Source organism: Pseudomonas sp. yb_9, assembly GCF_043103635.1.
Lineage (GTDB): Bacteria > Pseudomonadota > Gammaproteobacteria > Pseudomonadales > Pseudomonadaceae > Aquipseudomonas > Aquipseudomonas monteilii.
Genome location: NZ_JBICKA010000006.1, coordinates 172,517 through 187,887 on the forward strand (window position 1 = coordinate 172,517; position 15,371 = coordinate 187,887).

General features: G+C 52.9%; 16 protein-coding genes. 7 read left to right on the forward strand and 9 right to left on the reverse strand.

What is annotated here, in order from left to right:
• Positions 1–581: 581 nt before the first annotated feature.
• The 5 genes from ACF8MI_RS01080 (at position 582) to kefC (ending at position 4,781) form a co-directional block, all read left to right on the forward strand.
• Positions 582–914, forward strand: coding sequence for a carboxymuconolactone decarboxylase family protein (locus ACF8MI_RS01080; protein WP_014860758.1), 333 nt, complete (start codon positions 582–584; stop codon positions 912–914).
• A gap of 43 nt (positions 915–957) precedes the next feature.
• Positions 958–2,064, forward strand: a complete 1,107-nt coding sequence (locus ACF8MI_RS01085) for an alkene reductase (protein ID WP_014860757.1) — start codon at positions 958–960, stop codon at positions 2,062–2,064.
• A 30-nt stretch (positions 2,065–2,094) separates the two neighbouring features.
• The gene (locus tag ACF8MI_RS01090) at positions 2,095–2,313 is read left to right on the forward strand and encodes a 4-oxalocrotonate tautomerase family protein (protein WP_014860756.1); all 219 of its coding nucleotides are present in this window, start codon (positions 2,095–2,097) and stop codon (positions 2,311–2,313) included.
• 110 nt (positions 2,314–2,423) lie between these two features.
• Positions 2,424–2,945 carry a glutathione-regulated potassium-efflux system oxidoreductase KefF gene (kefF, locus tag ACF8MI_RS01095; protein ID WP_121161166.1) on the forward strand — a complete coding sequence of 174 codons (522 nt, stop codon included), beginning with the start codon at positions 2,424–2,426 and terminating at the stop codon, positions 2,943–2,945.
• Positions 2,946–4,781: a glutathione-regulated potassium-efflux system protein KefC gene (gene kefC, locus ACF8MI_RS01100; RefSeq protein ID WP_014860755.1), complete on the forward strand. Its 1,836-nt coding sequence runs from the start codon at positions 2,946–2,948 to the stop codon at positions 4,779–4,781. It abuts the gene before it with no gap.
• A 21-nt stretch (positions 4,782–4,802) separates the two neighbouring features.
• Here the strand turns inward: kefC and ACF8MI_RS01105 are convergent, their stop codons facing one another.
• The 7 genes from ACF8MI_RS01105 to ACF8MI_RS01135 all read right to left on the reverse strand — a co-directional run bounded on the left by ACF8MI_RS01105 (position 4,803) and on the right by ACF8MI_RS01135 (position 10,977).
• Complete coding sequence (locus ACF8MI_RS01105) at positions 4,803–5,132, reverse strand: co-chaperone YbbN (RefSeq protein ID WP_063427272.1); 330 nt, start codon at positions 5,130–5,132, stop codon at positions 4,803–4,805.
• Between the two features lie 63 nt (positions 5,133–5,195).
• Entirely contained in the window at positions 5,196–5,894 is a 699-nt protein-coding gene (locus ACF8MI_RS01110; RefSeq protein WP_121161168.1) for a DsbA family oxidoreductase, read from the reverse strand.
• Positions 5,895–5,897: 3 nt separating this feature from the next.
• Complete coding sequence (locus tag ACF8MI_RS01115) at positions 5,898–6,488, reverse strand: TetR/AcrR family transcriptional regulator (RefSeq protein ID WP_063427213.1); 591 nt, start codon at positions 6,486–6,488, stop codon at positions 5,898–5,900.
• Between the two features lie 92 nt (positions 6,489–6,580).
• On the reverse strand, positions 6,581–7,354 hold the full coding sequence (locus ACF8MI_RS01120; RefSeq protein WP_063427211.1) for an SDR family NAD(P)-dependent oxidoreductase: 774 nt from the start codon (positions 7,352–7,354) through the stop codon (positions 6,581–6,583).
• Between the two features lie 91 nt (positions 7,355–7,445).
• Entirely contained in the window at positions 7,446–8,000 is a 555-nt protein-coding gene (locus ACF8MI_RS01125; RefSeq protein ID WP_014860752.1) for an OsmC family protein, read from the reverse strand.
• Between the two features lie 933 nt (positions 8,001–8,933).
• On the reverse strand, positions 8,934–9,584 hold the full coding sequence (locus tag ACF8MI_RS01130; protein WP_392517317.1) for a response regulator: 651 nt from the start codon (positions 9,582–9,584) through the stop codon (positions 8,934–8,936).
• Positions 9,585–9,615: 31 nt separating this feature from the next.
• Complete coding sequence (locus ACF8MI_RS01135; RefSeq protein WP_181097902.1) at positions 9,616–10,977, reverse strand: cache domain-containing protein; 1,362 nt, start codon at positions 10,975–10,977, stop codon at positions 9,616–9,618.
• Between the two features lie 295 nt (positions 10,978–11,272).
• On the opposite strand from ACF8MI_RS01135, the gene ACF8MI_RS01140 reads away from it, so the two are divergent.
• The gene (locus ACF8MI_RS01140; protein WP_392517318.1) at positions 11,273–13,330 is read left to right on the forward strand and encodes a carbon starvation CstA family protein; all 2,058 of its coding nucleotides are present in this window, start codon (positions 11,273–11,275) and stop codon (positions 13,328–13,330) included.
• Positions 13,331–13,344: 14 nt separating this feature from the next.
• On the forward strand, positions 13,345–13,545 hold the full coding sequence (locus tag ACF8MI_RS01145) for a YbdD/YjiX family protein (protein WP_014860748.1): 201 nt from the start codon (positions 13,345–13,347) through the stop codon (positions 13,543–13,545).
• Between the two features lie 83 nt (positions 13,546–13,628).
• Here the strand turns inward: ACF8MI_RS01145 and ACF8MI_RS01150 are convergent, their stop codons facing one another.
• Positions 13,629–14,078, reverse strand: coding sequence for a DUF1641 domain-containing protein (locus ACF8MI_RS01150; RefSeq protein WP_121161179.1), 450 nt, complete (start codon positions 14,076–14,078; stop codon positions 13,629–13,631).
• Positions 14,079–14,108: 30 nt separating this feature from the next.
• Entirely contained in the window at positions 14,109–15,299 is a 1,191-nt protein-coding gene (locus ACF8MI_RS01155) for an FAD/NAD(P)-binding oxidoreductase (protein ID WP_392517319.1), read from the reverse strand.
• Positions 15,300–15,371 lie beyond the last annotated feature (72 nt).

Sequence of the window (15,371 nt, forward strand, 5' to 3'; positions counted from 1 at the left end):
GTTCCTACGATTCTTTATCACCTGCTGCCCATCCGGACGAGCGGTGCATACCCCGCGCGTATAACCAATGCTCAGAGCAGAGACGACGTCGCTGAGCAGACCTAAATCAGGTGATTTAACGATACCGGTCGAAAAGCTACCTATCGGTCGGTATTTGTGTGTTTCCCACCGTTTTCCAGCCGCAGATGAGAACAACAGTCTCATCGGCATTGGCGTAGGTGCCCGGCAGTAATTTGCTCAAGCTGTTTCTGGAGACGCTAGCGAGGGCATCGTGAGCTTCGTCGACCCGATAGGGGCACCGAACCCGCTCCCGAGCTGTAGTCACTCGATACACCTTGGGTGTGCAGTTCAGCGTCCATTCAATGCTTACAGTGAGCTACCTGTAGGTAGGCGCGCAGTCATGGACAGGCGCCTTCGTCCCACGTTTCGCTGGCCACGTATCGATACTGTCACCTCAATCATGCGTAATGACGTGAATTTCGCATGAGGCGTTGCAAGCCTACCAACTAGATGGTAGCGTATGTCCATTGTCGAAACAAACCCGCGAACCTGCCGGGCGTTAACGCCCATGTGAGAGCCTCATGCAAGATTGGAAGCAAACCCGCAAAGACATCAACACTCGCCTCGTAGAGCTCAATGGCCTGTCCCCTGAAACCATGAAAGGCATGGCTGCGCTAGGCGCTGCTGGTGGGAAGACGAATCATCTGGATGCCAAAACCCGCGAGCTGATTTCTTTGGCTGTAGCTGTGACCACTCGCTGCGACGGGTGCATCGCCTTCCACGCTGCTGAGGCTAAGAAGCTCGGCGTTACAAGTGAAGAAGTCGCCGAAGCACTGGGTGTAGCCATCAACATGAACGCCGGTGCCGCTTTGGTGTACAGCACCCATGTACTCGACGCTTTCGATAAGTCCTAAGCATAACGCCGACTTTCCTTCCTAGACGATTTCGAGAGTAATCATGAATAAGCTTTTCACACCTTACGATCTGGCTGGCATTCCCCTGAAAAACCGCGTTGTCATGGCGCCCATGACTCGCACCCGAACTCTGAACAACATTCCAAATGAGTCCAACGCGCTGTACTACGCGCAACGTGCTTCTGCCGGCTTGCTGATCACCGAAGGCCTGCCTATCTCCGATGAGGCTCGTGGCTATCTGTACACCCCTGGCATTTACGAAGATGTGCACCTACCAGGCTGGCGCAAAGTCACTGACGCGGTGCACGCCAAGGGCGGGAAGATTTTTGCACAGCTCTGGCACGTGGGCCGCATGTCCCACGTTTCGGTACATGGCATGGTGCCTGTATCCTCCGGTACGGTGCCTGCGGTGGATACCACGGTGTATGCCTGGATCGAACCGGGCAAATCTGGGCCTGTTCAACCAAGCGAACCACGCGCCCTGGAAACTGAAGAAGTGAAACGCGTCATTGCGGATTTCGTTAAATCCGCGCGGATGGCGATGGATGCAGGTTTTGACGGTATTGAGATCATGGCAGCCAACGGCTTCCTGTTCGATCAATTCCTGAGCAGCGCCCTGAACACTCGGACTGATCAGTACGGTGGCTCTATTGCCAACCGCCAGCGCTTCCTGCTGGAAACGATTGACGCCATTGCTGCTGAGATCGGTGGTTCGAAGATTGGCGTTCGCTTCTCGCCGTTTGGTCGCCTGTACGACTTCGGTGTTTACGAAGGCGAAGAAGAAACCTGGATGAGCATGGCGGCTGCCCTCAATGAACGAGAGCTGGCATTTGTTCACCTGAACTACCAACCAACCATCTTGGCCGCGCAAACGCCACCAGGCTTCGGTGCTGCGTTCCGCGAGGCTTACAAAGGCACCTTGATGGCTGCGGGCGGCTTCACCAAGGAAATTGCAGAGTCTGAGCTGGCTAAAGGCGAGCTAGACCTGATTGCCTTCGGCACCGCCTATATCGCTAATCCTGATCTTGTAGAGCGTATGCAGAACGATTGGCCTCTAGCCGAGGGTGATCGTGCGACCTACTACGGCGTAAGCGATTCGATTGACAAGGGTTACACCGACTACCCGGAATACGCAGCAGCAAAAGCCTGATATTCCATCCCAAACATTTAGGAGAACACCATGCCACTCGTAACTATCAAGGGTATTGAAGGGGTTTTTTCTGACGAGCAAAAAGCTGAGGTGATTCGCAAAGTGACTGACGCCATGGTGTCGGTGGAAGGGGAAAATATGCGTGCCCTGACCTGGGTAATTTTCGAAGAGGTCAAGAGCGGAGACTGGGGCATTGCTGGCAATCCAGTCACTGCCCAGGATGTGTTGAAGCTGCAAGCAGGCCAGTAAAGCTTCATCGCTGAACCAATAGCTCCCTGATCGTTGAGTGCATTTTACGCTCAACGACCAGGGGGCTTTTTCCGTTATTGTAGAACGCCAGGTTGGTGGGGTATCACGCCATGATTCTGATCATTTACGCCCATCCTTATCCTGAGAAATCCAACGTAAACAAGTTGATGCTCAGGTTCGCAGCAAATAGACCCGATGTTGTAATCCGCTCCCTGTACGATTTATACCCAGATTTCAATATCAACGTTGAAGCTGAACAGGAGGCCGTTGAACAAGCAGACCTGCTGGTTCTGCAGCATCCCTTGTATTGGTATAGCTACCCGCCACTTTTGAAGTTGTGGATTGACAAGGTCTTCACACGGGGCTGGGCATACGGCAATGGTGCTACTGCTTTAAAAAATAAAAATCTACTGTGGGTCGTGACCACGGGCGGAGACCATGATCATTTTGAAGGCGGCGACCACCCAGGTTTCGCCGTGCTGTCCCAGCCCCTTCAAGCAACCGCAAATTACTGTGGAATGCGTTGGTTAAGTCCAGTAGCAGTTCACGGCACATACAGAGCAGATCAAGCCGGACTGCTCAGGCAGATCCGTCATTACGGCGAGCTTTTGGCCTCGTGGAAGGAAGATTAAATGGACACTCACAGCCTGATTGAAATGCTTATCTATCTGGGCTCAGCTGCCTTGATAGTCCCAATTGCCGTTCGGTTAGGTTTAGGCCCGGTTCTGGGGTATCTGATTGCCGGCTGCTTAATTGGCCCGTGGGGCTTGAAGCTTGTAACCGATGTTGAGTCCATACTGCACTTTGCTGAAATTGGCGTGGTGTTGATGCTGTTCATCATCGGTCTTGAACTCGACCCCAAGCGTCTTTGGTCTATGCGTCGAATGGTGTTCGGTGGAGGTGCGCTGCAGATGCTTGCATGTGGTGCAGCCATCGCAATATTTTGCGCTGCACTAGGCTTGAGCTGGACAGCTGCGCTGCTTGTGGGACTGACGCTGAGCCTCTCGTCTACAGCCATCGCCATGCAGGCCATGAATGAGCGGAACGTGACCTCGACTGCGGTGGGTCGAAGCAGCTTTGCCGTGTTGCTTTTCCAAGACATCGCGGCGATTCCCCTCGTGGCTATGATTCCACTGCTGGCCGCAAATGGCGGTACGCCCTCGGGTTCGGAGCTGGCCCTGTCCATCGCCAAAATCGTTGGTGCAATTGTCGCAGTTGTTCTCTTGGGTCAGTACGTATCTAGACCCGTCCTTCGCTTTGTAGCGCGCTCTGGCCTGAGGGAGATCTTTAGTGCTGTCGCCCTTTTCCTGGTATTCGGGTTCGGCCTCTTATTGGAAGGGGCAGGCTTATCCATGGCCATGGGGGCTTTCTTAGCGGGCGTTCTATTGGCCAGTTCGGAATACCGTCACGCCCTGGAGAGCGATATCGAACCTTTCAAGGGACTCTTGCTGGGTCTGTTCTTCATCGGCGTAGGCATGTCGATTGACTTCGGAACGCTGATCGATGCCCCTTTGAAGGTCATCACTCTGACGTTGGGCTTTATCCTGATCAAACTGCTCGTGATCAAGCTTCTGGGGCGCTTCCTGAGTGTCCCCAGTGATCAGCGCTCATGGCAGGCGGTGTTCCTGGGCCAAGGCAGTGAGTTTGCCTTTGTAGTATTTGGCGCAGCGACAGTCGCCGGCATCCTGGTCGACCCCTGGGGTAAAAGTCTGACGTTGGCGGTTGCGCTGTCCATGTGTGTAACGCCTCTGCTGATCCTCTTGCTCAATCACTTGGACTCGTCGGGCAAACAGGGCAGCAAGGAATCAGACATCATTGATCAGAGCAATCCTCGGGTCATCATTGCTGGCTTCGGTCGGTTCGGTCAAATCGCTGGGCGTCTGCTGATGTCCTGTGGCTTTGAGGTAGTGGTCTTGGATCATGATCCCGACCACATTGAGACACTGCGAAAGTTCGGGGTGAAGGTGTTTTACGGGGATGCTACACGTCTCGATCTACTTCACGCTGCGGGTGCCGCGAAAGCCGTGGTGCTGATCAACGCTATCGACAATCAGGACGATAACCTGGCACTGACCGAGCTGGCCCAAGAGCATTTTCCATCCCTAAAACTGGTGGTGCGCGCTCGTGATATGGGGCACAGCATTACCTTGCGCCAGATGGGCATAGAGGCCGTGGAACGGGAAACCTTTGAAAGCGCGTTGTCTCTTGGGCGAAGAGCCTTGGAGCAACTGGGTGTAGGGCGCTACGAGGCTCGTGAGCGTGCGGATCGGTTCCGTCGCCTGAATTTGGAAATGCTGGAAGAAATGGCCGCTCAACCTGTTGATGACACCGAATTCAAGTACGACGCTTACAAACGAGCGAACGCTTTACTGACGGAAATTTTCAACGAAGATCGTGCTCACCCAATTGACACAGGCCCAGGAGAAAATGGTCTAAGAAACCGCGAGAATAATGACCGAACAGATTGACGAGTTACGGAGGATGCTCGGTCAGCAAGCATCTTCCAGCTCAGCAATAATCGCTTTCTTCAAGGATGAAACTGACTTAGACCCTGCGAAGATTTTCAGTAATCGGCCTTCGTGAAAAACCGCCAAGGATGGCACAGAGCGGATGCCATACATCGGCGCAATTGTCGGAGACACCGCAATATCAATCTTTCCGAATACCGCTAATGAATGGAGTTTCCCCTCCAGCTCCAAGAAGATCGGCTTCATTTCTTTACAAGGTTTGCACCAGGAGGCTGAGAACATTACGACACTGCTCCCTTTGGCTACGAAGCGAGCAAATTGGGGAGCGCTCAACTCAACGATACGACTCATCTGGATTTCTCGTTCTGTATTAAGGGCAGGCGGCACCTTCAGAGTGCCTCCATTCATTGCCAATCAAATCTTGCAGCCATCGATGCCGCAGACCTGTCCAGTGGGTGAGCTGTCGTCGACTTGCATGCTCTCAACCATGTGATTAAGTGCTTTAAGAAACGTAGCTTCAGGCTGCGCACCTACCACTGAAAATTTATTGTTGAACACGAAAAGCGGTACGCCAGCGCCCAATTGGGCGGAAAACTGCTCATCCGCCTCCATTTCAGCGCGCAGCTCTGCAGATGACCAAGCCAGTTGGATTGACTCGTCCGACACACCTGCGTCTTTAGCAATCGCTGCCAAGCTGGTGCGATCAAAGAGGGACTTGCCGTGACTGGTACTTTGCTCGTACAGCGCCTCTACGAGCCGCGTTTTTACTGCCAAATCTTCAACAGCTTTCACTAGCACATGAGCGTCAGTGGTATCGCCAAACATCATGGTGTCAAAGCAGTAATCCAACCCGTCGACCTTGCCATAGTTACTGACTGTACCCATCATCGCCAAAGCGGAGTTTGCGTTGCCGAGCTTACGTTTCAGGGCCGGGATCATCGGCTCAGGAGTGTGGTTAGCAGCCAGCCGATAGGCCCGAACGTTGACTTGCACGTCGTCCTTCTCTGAGAAGCTTTCAAGTGCTTTCTCAAAGCGGCGCTTGGCTATCCAGCACCAAGGGCACACATAATCAGACCAGATGTCGACTACATATTTTTTCGATGAGTTTTGCATAATTTAGCCTGCGCGAAGGAGGGAAGCCTGCATTGCCGCCATTTCAAGCAAATGGTTAAAGCCAGCCAGAGGGTCGGTTGATCGACCGAGTGTCCAATCAATAAGGCTTGCCCCCTCCAGCATGCTCAACAGCATGAAGGCGAAGTTCTCAGCCGTTGTTCCCAGCGACCATCCGTGCTGGCGGACTGCGTCATTCAGAGTGCTTTGGAGCCAGGCGAGCTGAGAGTTGAAGAAGTCCCGCGTGAGCCCTTGGAGCGACAATGGCAACGCAGCCATTTCCGCAGCCAATGCGCCGCATAAAGGCAGCAGCCCCTCATTCGCGCTGATCACGAATAGTCGGGAAAAGGCCTGTAAGCGCTGCAATGGCTCGGGATGCAAGGCTTCGATTGATGCCAGCGTTTCATTGAACCGGGAGATATAATCGCTGATCAGTTCTGCGCCCAAGCACTCCTTCGTAGGAAAATGATGGTGAATGCTGGCTTTTCTGATACCGATCTTCGCAGCGAGATCAGCGTAACTGAATGCTGAGTAACCCTTTGAACGCATCTGGGTTTCCGCGTAACTCATAAGCGCAGCTTTTGTCGTAATAGACATTTGAAACTCCTACAGCCAGCACCTTTCACCGAAGTCAGCGCACTGAGAAAGCGCCTCAACAGGAGGCGCCATACGCAGGGCTTGCTAGGGTATTAGGCGCGTACTGCCATCACTCCTGCATCAACGTCCCAGATAGCACCTGTCACCCAGGAAGTTTTATCCGAGAGCAAGAAGAGGATGGTGTTGGCCACGTCTTCGGGAACACCGACTCGCCCCAGCGGGTGGAAATCGTTAAGAGACTTCATCGCATCGGGGATCGCGTCCTTGTCCATGAAACCTTCATAGATTGAGGTATGGACGATGCCAGGCGACACCGCATTGACTCTGATGCCAGAGTGCGCCAGTTCAATTGCCAAATTTCGGGTGACTGCGTGCAGGCCCGCCTTGGCCATCGAATAAGCAGTCGCTGGAGAGCCGGCCAGTGCAGCTTGTGCGCCAATCGAACCGACGTTGACAATGGAACCTTCGCGCTTGGCGGCAAGCATATTCTTGACCACGGCCTGAGTGATAAAGAATGTGGCGCGGTTCAAATCCAGATACATGTCGTAGTCAGCCTCATCGTGCTCGATGAAAGGCTTCGGAATGAATATGCCTGCAGAGTTCACCATGAAGCCAATGTCGCTGTGGTTTGCATTGATTTCGTTGCGTACGAAATTCATTCCTTCTTCGGTCATCAGGTTCGCAACGATCACCGATACGTTCCCCAATGAACTCAGTTCAGCGCGAACAGCGTCGGCTTTGTCCTGCTTGCTGCCAGTGAGTACCACGCTGCCACCAGCCTTCAAAAACAGGCGCGCCGTTTCCAGGCCCATGCCGCTCGTGCCGCCGACGACCAACAGTTTTTTGCCATTAAAAAAATCAATCATTGCAGACTCCGGTTATCCCGACTTCGTTAAGAGCGGCACCAGCAGGTTTTCTGCTGATGCACGCTGGACTTGGATGTGACGCGGCTAAGGATCAGCCCTCGCGCACTTCGAGGGTAGGCACCATACGAATGGCTTTGGAGAAGTTCGCGTAGTTCACCGAAGTCTTAAGCACCACCTTGTGCAGCTCTTCCACACGCTCACGGGAGGCATCGGTGTGCAGGCGGATTACGACACTTACCTCGTCGTAACCTGGGTTAACGCTTTCATCGATGCCCAAGAAGCCACGGAGATCGAGAGTGCCGTCAGTCTCAATTTCCAGGCTGTGGATCTTGATGCCCATCATCGCGGCATTGGCGGCATACCCGACCGACATGCAGGCGTTGAGAGCAGCCATCAGCAGCTCCTGAGGGTTAGGTGCGGTGTTTTGGCCCAGCAATTCATTTGGCTCATCGGCGGCGATTTCAAAATCACGCGAGTAGGTTTCACCGGCCAGGCTGTAACGGCTGACTTTGGCCACAGTGCGGGTCTGGCCTTTCCACGCGGTCTTAACGTTGAAACTGGCGTGACGCTTGCTCGCATCCTCAGCAACGCCTTGGGCAAACTGTTGCAGGGCTGCTACGTCAATACCGTTCAGGTTGTTTGTCATTTGATAAGTCCTATGTGCAACACATTTATGGGTGGGGTGTTCGCTGAGGAATCACTCTACCAACTGGTAGGGTGGCTTGCAAGGAATTATTTCAAACAAGGCGCCATGTCCCCATGTGACGACCTTTCCATCCTTAGCGCTTCGTACCTGGCGGGCGCGCGGGATAATGGCTCCCGAGCCGGGTAGGCGACTGCAAACCCTTTCTTTCGCATCATCTAGATCAACGCAGGATCAGCAGGCCGCATCCTTCCAAGGTCAGCAGCGGGTATCGAGGTGATCCCGTAGGATGAGGCGGTAGCGGTTCAAGGAAAAAATTCCAAGTTACTGTTTTTATTATTAAAATTAGCGAGGTGGGAAATGCTTGAGGCTGGCAGCACTTTTGTCTTCGCCCAGCAGGGGCTTATGAATATGAGAAGCGTACCAGGATAGGAAATGGATGCAGGCATGGAGAAAGTACAAGGGTGTGCAGCCCCAGGTTGCCTGGGCATCCATTGAGGTCGGAGCGGTATCATGAAGACGCCAACACACCTGCTTACCGGCTATCAGCCTAGCCCTCCTCGTATGCGATTCGATGCGCGAAGTTCGCACAAAGCACACCTATCGAAGGTGGAACTGCCCATCAAGGGAGGCTCTCACCTAGGCCGTTGAGCGTTTGACCGAGGCAAAAGGCATGGTGTATGCCCTTGTAGAAGAGATTCTGTACATGATAGTGAGAGTTTTTCGTGCAAGGCTGCGCTATGCATTAGTAAAAAACTCAGTCGGCGAACCCTACGCGCTGTTATCCGCGACTGCTGATAACATAGTCGCGTCAACCCTCAAAACGAAATCTACAATTATTATCGCGGGCTATGATAATTTCGGTGATGCTGAGCTGTTTCATATTGCATGTTAATCGGTTTGATTTCAGTGTAGTCGGGTGTGTTAGCTAATTATTCAGGTCTTCGCCGCTGGTTGGCTGGAAATTATTCCATGGTCGATGGCATATTTTACCAGCGCTACAGGTTTGTCGATTTTTAGTTTTCGTCGAATACTCAGGCGGTGAGTCTCTACAGTCCTGACGCTTATGTTAAGCTCTCGGGCCATTTCTTTGTTATTCAGTCCCTGAGCCATTTTATAGAGAATTTCGCTTTCCCTCGGTGTTAGTTCGCTTGAGTTGCCGTCATCAAGGAGAAGTTTTTGCGCTATTTCTGCACTATAGAAAGTACCTCCATTTGCGATTGCTTCAATTGCAGCGACGATTTCTCTTGAGGGTGAGTTTTTTAACACATAGCCGCTTGCACCCGCACGCAGTGATTCGCTGACATATTCCTTGCTGTCATGCATGCTGAGTACTAGAACCCGCAGTAAAGGATACCTTTCGCGTAATGTTCGTGTGAGTACAAGACCGTTTATGTCCGGTAGGTTGATGTCTACTAGAAGTAGATCAGGCTTGCACTGATCAACCATTTCCATGGCGTGTGCGCCACATTCAGCTTCACCCACAACAGCCACGTTGGGTACTACCGAAAGCAGCGCCTTAATCCCGTCGCGAACGAGCGAGTGGTCATCGACCAGGGCTAAACGAATTTGTGCTGTTAGGCTCATGGGGGTGTCCATTGTTATCGAATTAGGTGAGTCAAACTTTTTTACAGGGAATACTCATTGGAATCTCAATATCGACCTCACTTCGGCCTGGTGCAGAGGCCAGATGTAGTCGACCACCCAGGTGTTCGACGCGTTCCCGTATATTTCTGAGCCCGATCCCAGCGTGGCGACGCTCAACTTCATCAACATTGAAGCCAATTCCATCGTCGCTTATTCTCAAGCGAACAGATTGCTCGGTTCCATACAGCGTAATGGCAACATCGTGAGCTTGAGCGTGTCGCTCGATGTTGGATAACGCCTCCTGAACAATTCGAAAAAGCGAGACGGGCACCCCATCGTCCAGCAGGCACTCAAACTCATTAGTCTCAAACGTTACCCGCAGTCCACTGCGTTGCTCAAACTCCTCAGACAATTGTCCAATCGCGGCAGGAAGCCCCAGGGTGTCCAAGAGCGAAGAGCGAAGGTCGTGTGAGATGCTCCGAACCTCACCAATGGCCTCTCCAAGCCGCTCGGTAGCCTCTTTCAAGATAACTGCCCCTGGGCTTTCTCCGTTTTCGAGCAGAAAGCTTGCTAGCTCAAGTTTGTATTTTATGGACACGAGGACTTGGCTAATTCCATCATGCAGCTCGCGAGAAACGCGCGAACGCTCCTCTTCCTGAAGGCTCACAATTCGCTGGTTCAAGCGTTGTAGCTTGGTGTCGGCTAGCCGATGCTCACTCAGGTTCAACGTCATTCCGCTTGCAAATACTAACAAGACTGCCACAAGGGCTACGACAGCAATTGACAACATCGTTTTGCGGATGCCATGAGCCACTTCATCACGAGCTTGCTGAGTGGCTTTTTCAACGTCTTCAAGGTAGATGCCCGTACCGATCATCCACCCCCATTGTTCCAACATTACGACGTAGGCGAGCTTTTCGGTCACTCTCCCGGAGGAAGGCTTGCTCCACGCATAGCGTTGGAAGCCCTCACCAGACTTGGCACTCTGGAGCAACGCTTGAATCACTAGGAGACCGTGTGGATCCCTCATATCCATGAGGTCTTTGCCGACCAGCTCTGCCTGCCGTGCATGCATCAGACTACGGCCTTGGCGATCGTAGACGAAAAAATAACCATTGATGCCAAAGCTCAGCTTCCTCAGCTCGTCTAGGACTTTTTGCTTAGCATGGTCATCGCCATGGCCATCGTTGTAGAGGGGGGCGATCAAGCTCCTCGCCATCGCTACGTAGTTTTCAAGCTCTGCGCGCTTACTGACCAAAATACTGTCTTCGATCAGTTGTGCTTGCTGGTCACCCAGCTGGTTGTTCAGGGAGATGACAAGCGCGCAGATAGCGGCAATAGCCAGTACAAGTGGCAAGATCCCCAGGGCGACAATTTTGTGTTTGAGCTGCATTCCTACTCCTGTCCAGACCTTATACGCGACCAGCAGTCTTGGATGCTGCGATCAGAGGCCACTGAGACTTCAGCATCTTATGTCAATCCCCGATGCACCGAGTAGCCGAAAGCGGCTAGCGGTCGATAGACCCGATCGCATAGCCGGTAGCTCAGTAGAACTACGTAGGCTTGTGGGCGTAGTTCTGCGGATTTATTTGTAGTGGGTATACGCGGATATTGGCCGCTGCCGCGAAGCGGACACAAATATAAAAATCACGGTCGACGACCTACAGGCTGTCGACAGGAGACACGTAATGACCCATATGGCCAAACACATTGCCTGGTTTGCCGTGGCTGTTCTGGGAGCATTCGCGCTTAGCGTCGTGGCCTTGCGCCGCGGCGAAGCTATCAATGCTCTCTGGATCGTAGTCGCAGCAGTCGCCATCTATCTTGTCGCATACCGATACTACAGTCTGTTCATCGCCCAGAAAGTGATGCAGCTAGACCCTCGTCGAGCCACTCCCGCCGTAGTCAACAACGACGGCCTGGATTATGTGCCGACCAACAAACACGTGCTCTTCGGGCATCACTTCGCTGCCATCGCAGGTGCGGGGCCTTTGGTTGGGCCGGTACTCGCTGCCCAGATGGGCTATTTGCCTGGTACGCTTTGGCTGATAGCCGGCGTGGTGCTTGCCGGCGCGGTACAAGACTTCATGGTGCTATTTCTGTCTACCCGCCGCAACGGTCGCTCTTTGGGGGACATAGTGCGAGAGGAGATGGGCAGAGTTCCAGGAACGATCGCGCTGTTCGGCTGCTTCCTGATCATGATCATCATCCTTGCCGTATTAGCGCTGATTGTGGTCAAGGCGCTGGCCGAGAGCCCTTGGGGTATCTTCACCGTCATGGCCACCATTCCGATCGCCATGTTTATGGGCGTCTACATGCGCTATGTTCGTCCTGGCCGCATCGGAGAGATCTCGGTAATTGGGGTGTTGCTGCTGTTGGGCTCGATTTGGTTGGGGGGGCAGATTGCTGGCGATCCAGTTTGGGCCAAGGCTTTTACCTTCACCGGTATTCAAATCACCTGGATGCTCATTGGCTACGGCTTCGTCGCTGCGGTGCTACCCGTTTGGCTGATCTTGGCTCCGCGTGACTACCTGTCCACGTTCCTCAAAATTGGCACGATTCTCGCGCTTGCTGTCGGAATTCTCGTCACTATGCCCGAGCTGAAAATGCCGGCGTTGACTCAGTTCACCGATGGTACAGGGCCGGTGTGGAAAGGCGGCTTGTTCCCGTTCCTCTTTATTACCATTGCCTGCGGTGCCGTCTCGGGATTCCATGCGCTGATAGCCTCTGGCACAACACCTAAATTGCTTGCGAGCGAAGGCCACGCCCGTTACATCGGCTACGGTGGCATGTTGATGGAGTCTTTCGTAGCAATCATGGCTATGGTGGCTGCGTCGGTGATTGAGCCTGGTGTGTACTTCGCCATGAACAGCCCTGCAGCTATCGTTGGTGGTGACGCAGTGTCCGTAGCGCAGACGGTTAGCAGTTGGGGGTTCACCATTTCCCCGGATCAGCTAGAGTCGGTAGCTAAAGATATAGGTGAAACCACCATCCTCGCTCGCGCAGGAGGGGCACCAACGCTGGCTGTGGGCATTGCCCAAATTTTGCATCACGTCCTGCCGGGCGAGAACACCATGGCGTTCTGGTACCACTTTGCAATCTTGTTCGAAGCGTTATTCATCTTGACCGCTGTGGATGCTGGCACCAGGGCAGGCCGCTTCATGCTGCAGGATTTGTTAGGTTCCTTTGTGCCTGCCCTGCGCCGTACAGAGTCCTGGACTGCAAACCTTATTGCCACCGCTGGCTGCGTGGCATTGTGGGGCTATCTGCTCTATCAGGGCGTGATCGATCCGTTGGGTGGTATTAATACGCTTTGGCCGCTGTTCGGCATTTCCAACCAGATGTTGGCAGGCATCGCTTTGATGCTGAGTACCGTCGTGCTTATCAAAATGAAGCGTCATCGGTATGTCTGGGTGACCCTGCTACCAGCGATCTGGCTGCTGATATGCACTACAGCTGCAGGATTCATCAAACTGTTCGATGCTAACCCTGCTATGGGCTTCCTGGCGTTGGCGCGTAAGTACAGTGATGCGCAGGCCAATGGTCAGATTTTGGCGCCGGCGAAGGACATTTCGCAGATGCAGCATGTGATCTTCAACGCCTATACGAACGCTACGCTCACAGCCCTGTTCTTGCTTGTTATGTTTAGCATTTTGTTCTACGCGCTCAAGGTCGGGATTGCAGCGTGGGGTAGCAAGGAGCGTACGGATAAAGAGTCGCCTTACCTAGCACTGCCTGATGCATAAAGGAGGGGTGTAACGTGTTCAATGACCTGAGTCGCCTCGGTAAATACCTGGGTCAGGCAGCGCGTCTGATGGTGGGCATGCCTGACTACGACACTTACGTCGAGCACATGCAAAACAAGCACCCTGACAAACCTCTGATGTCGTATGAGGAATTCTTTCGGGAGAGACAGGAAGCTCGATACGGCGGCGGCAACGGTCAGCCACGTTGCTGTTAGTACCTTGAGGTGTTTTTCTGCGTAGTCAATCGCGCCCGATGCAATGCATCGGGCGCTTTGCGTCTTGGTCTGCGAAAACGGTGTCAGTCTTCGAGATGGTTAGTAACGCCATGGTTGAGTTGCTTTCCGAGTGCTCCCGAAAATTCCAACGCAAATGCTAGTCCCCGTCTGACATCCGGATCAGAGGTCATCCGAACCAAACGGACTAAAGAGGGGGGTTCCGAAAGCTTGCTTACCTGGGCGCTTGCAACGCGAGCCGCGTTACCCGCTAACCATGCAGCAGACGAGCCTTCTTCGAAGACATTTGCTAGCTTTTCGACCATGTAAGAATCGCTCATGTCGACGATGTCGGTCGCAACTGACATTAGGTCGACCAGTCTTGAGAGTCGATCTCCGGCCAAGAGGGGCTCAAGCTTTACGACAAGCGACCTGAGCCCTTCGAGCGCAGCCTCGCTAAGTTCCAACGATTCCGAAATCGAGGGCGCTCCCGGTTTATTTTTCGAGAGGCTTCCTTGTTCAGGGAGTGAGCTCATCTGAGGTGTCCTGTAAAATTATTGATCGTGTTACACCAGGCCGCGCGCGACCGCCCAATATATGCCTCTATTGAAGCTTTTCCTCATAAGTCCGCCAATCTTGGTGGGGGGCGTAGGCTTTACATCATTTTCATAGTCGTACCAGAGCGGCATTCCTGCCTCTAATCCCATTTGCGCAATTGCAGCAACCTTACCCTCATAACTGTCGCAAGTCCGCCCGAAACGAAGCTCGGAGGCTATGTTATTTACTACAACAGGGGACTGGCTATGGCACGCGCCCCCGGCCTTGCTCACGGGAAGATCAACGGTATCGCCCAGGACATATACGTTCTCTAAACCATATACTTTCATGGTTTGATAGTTTGTAGGGAGCCACCCTTCATCATCTTGAGCTTGCGACAGTCCGGAGTTTCTAACTGCGTCTACTGCGCGGATAGGTGGAGTGGCCATAAGAATGTCGAAATCTTCGGCTCCGCCTTCTTCTGAGAACGCGATATTGCTTCCCGGATCAACTCTGTTAAGCGTAAAGCTTCTCTGGTGCTTAATGCCCCTCTGTTCAAATATGCTCGGTAATACTTCGCAGGTGTCCTTCTGCAAAAAAAGACAGTTTCGTAACAGTTGAGCTACGGTAGGGTATGTATAGACGATTTCCACTTTGTCTCTAACGCCGCGCTTACGTAGCAGGTCGTCAAGCATTAGCGTAGTCTCAATGGGTGCAATACCACATTGGTGAGGTACATTGGGGGTCTTGGGGAATGTTACGGTGACTAGAATTCTGCCTTTTTCTATAGACTTCAATTTATCTGCAAGCTGCCGCGCAGGATCATATTGATAAAAATGATCACCGCCTTCTTTTAGGCCATCGATTCGCTCGGGGCTTGGTACGCAGCCTGTGGAGATAACGAGTTGGTCGTATCCGTATACTTTTCCGCTTTTACATTTCACGCGGTTCTGGTTGTATTGGAATTCCTCGACCTCCTCTATAAGGAAGTCGATCTCAGGGCGGAGTAGGCTGCGCTGAGGCCGCCGGAGCTCATTTTTGAAGAAACTGTCAAAGGCAATGTACATGAACGCAGGTTTGTAATAATGCCAGGGAGAGTTTGACAGCATCAAGATTTCCACCTTGCCACTGCGTATCTCAGGGTAGAGTTTGGTGGCAAGATGATTGGCAGTCATTGTGCCGCCAATACCGCCGCCGACAATAATTATCCGATGTGGCATGTGCTCTCCATAGTCTGAGCTAAATGAAGGGCCAGTCGCGTATTCAACGAGACTGGCCAAAATGGGGCGCTA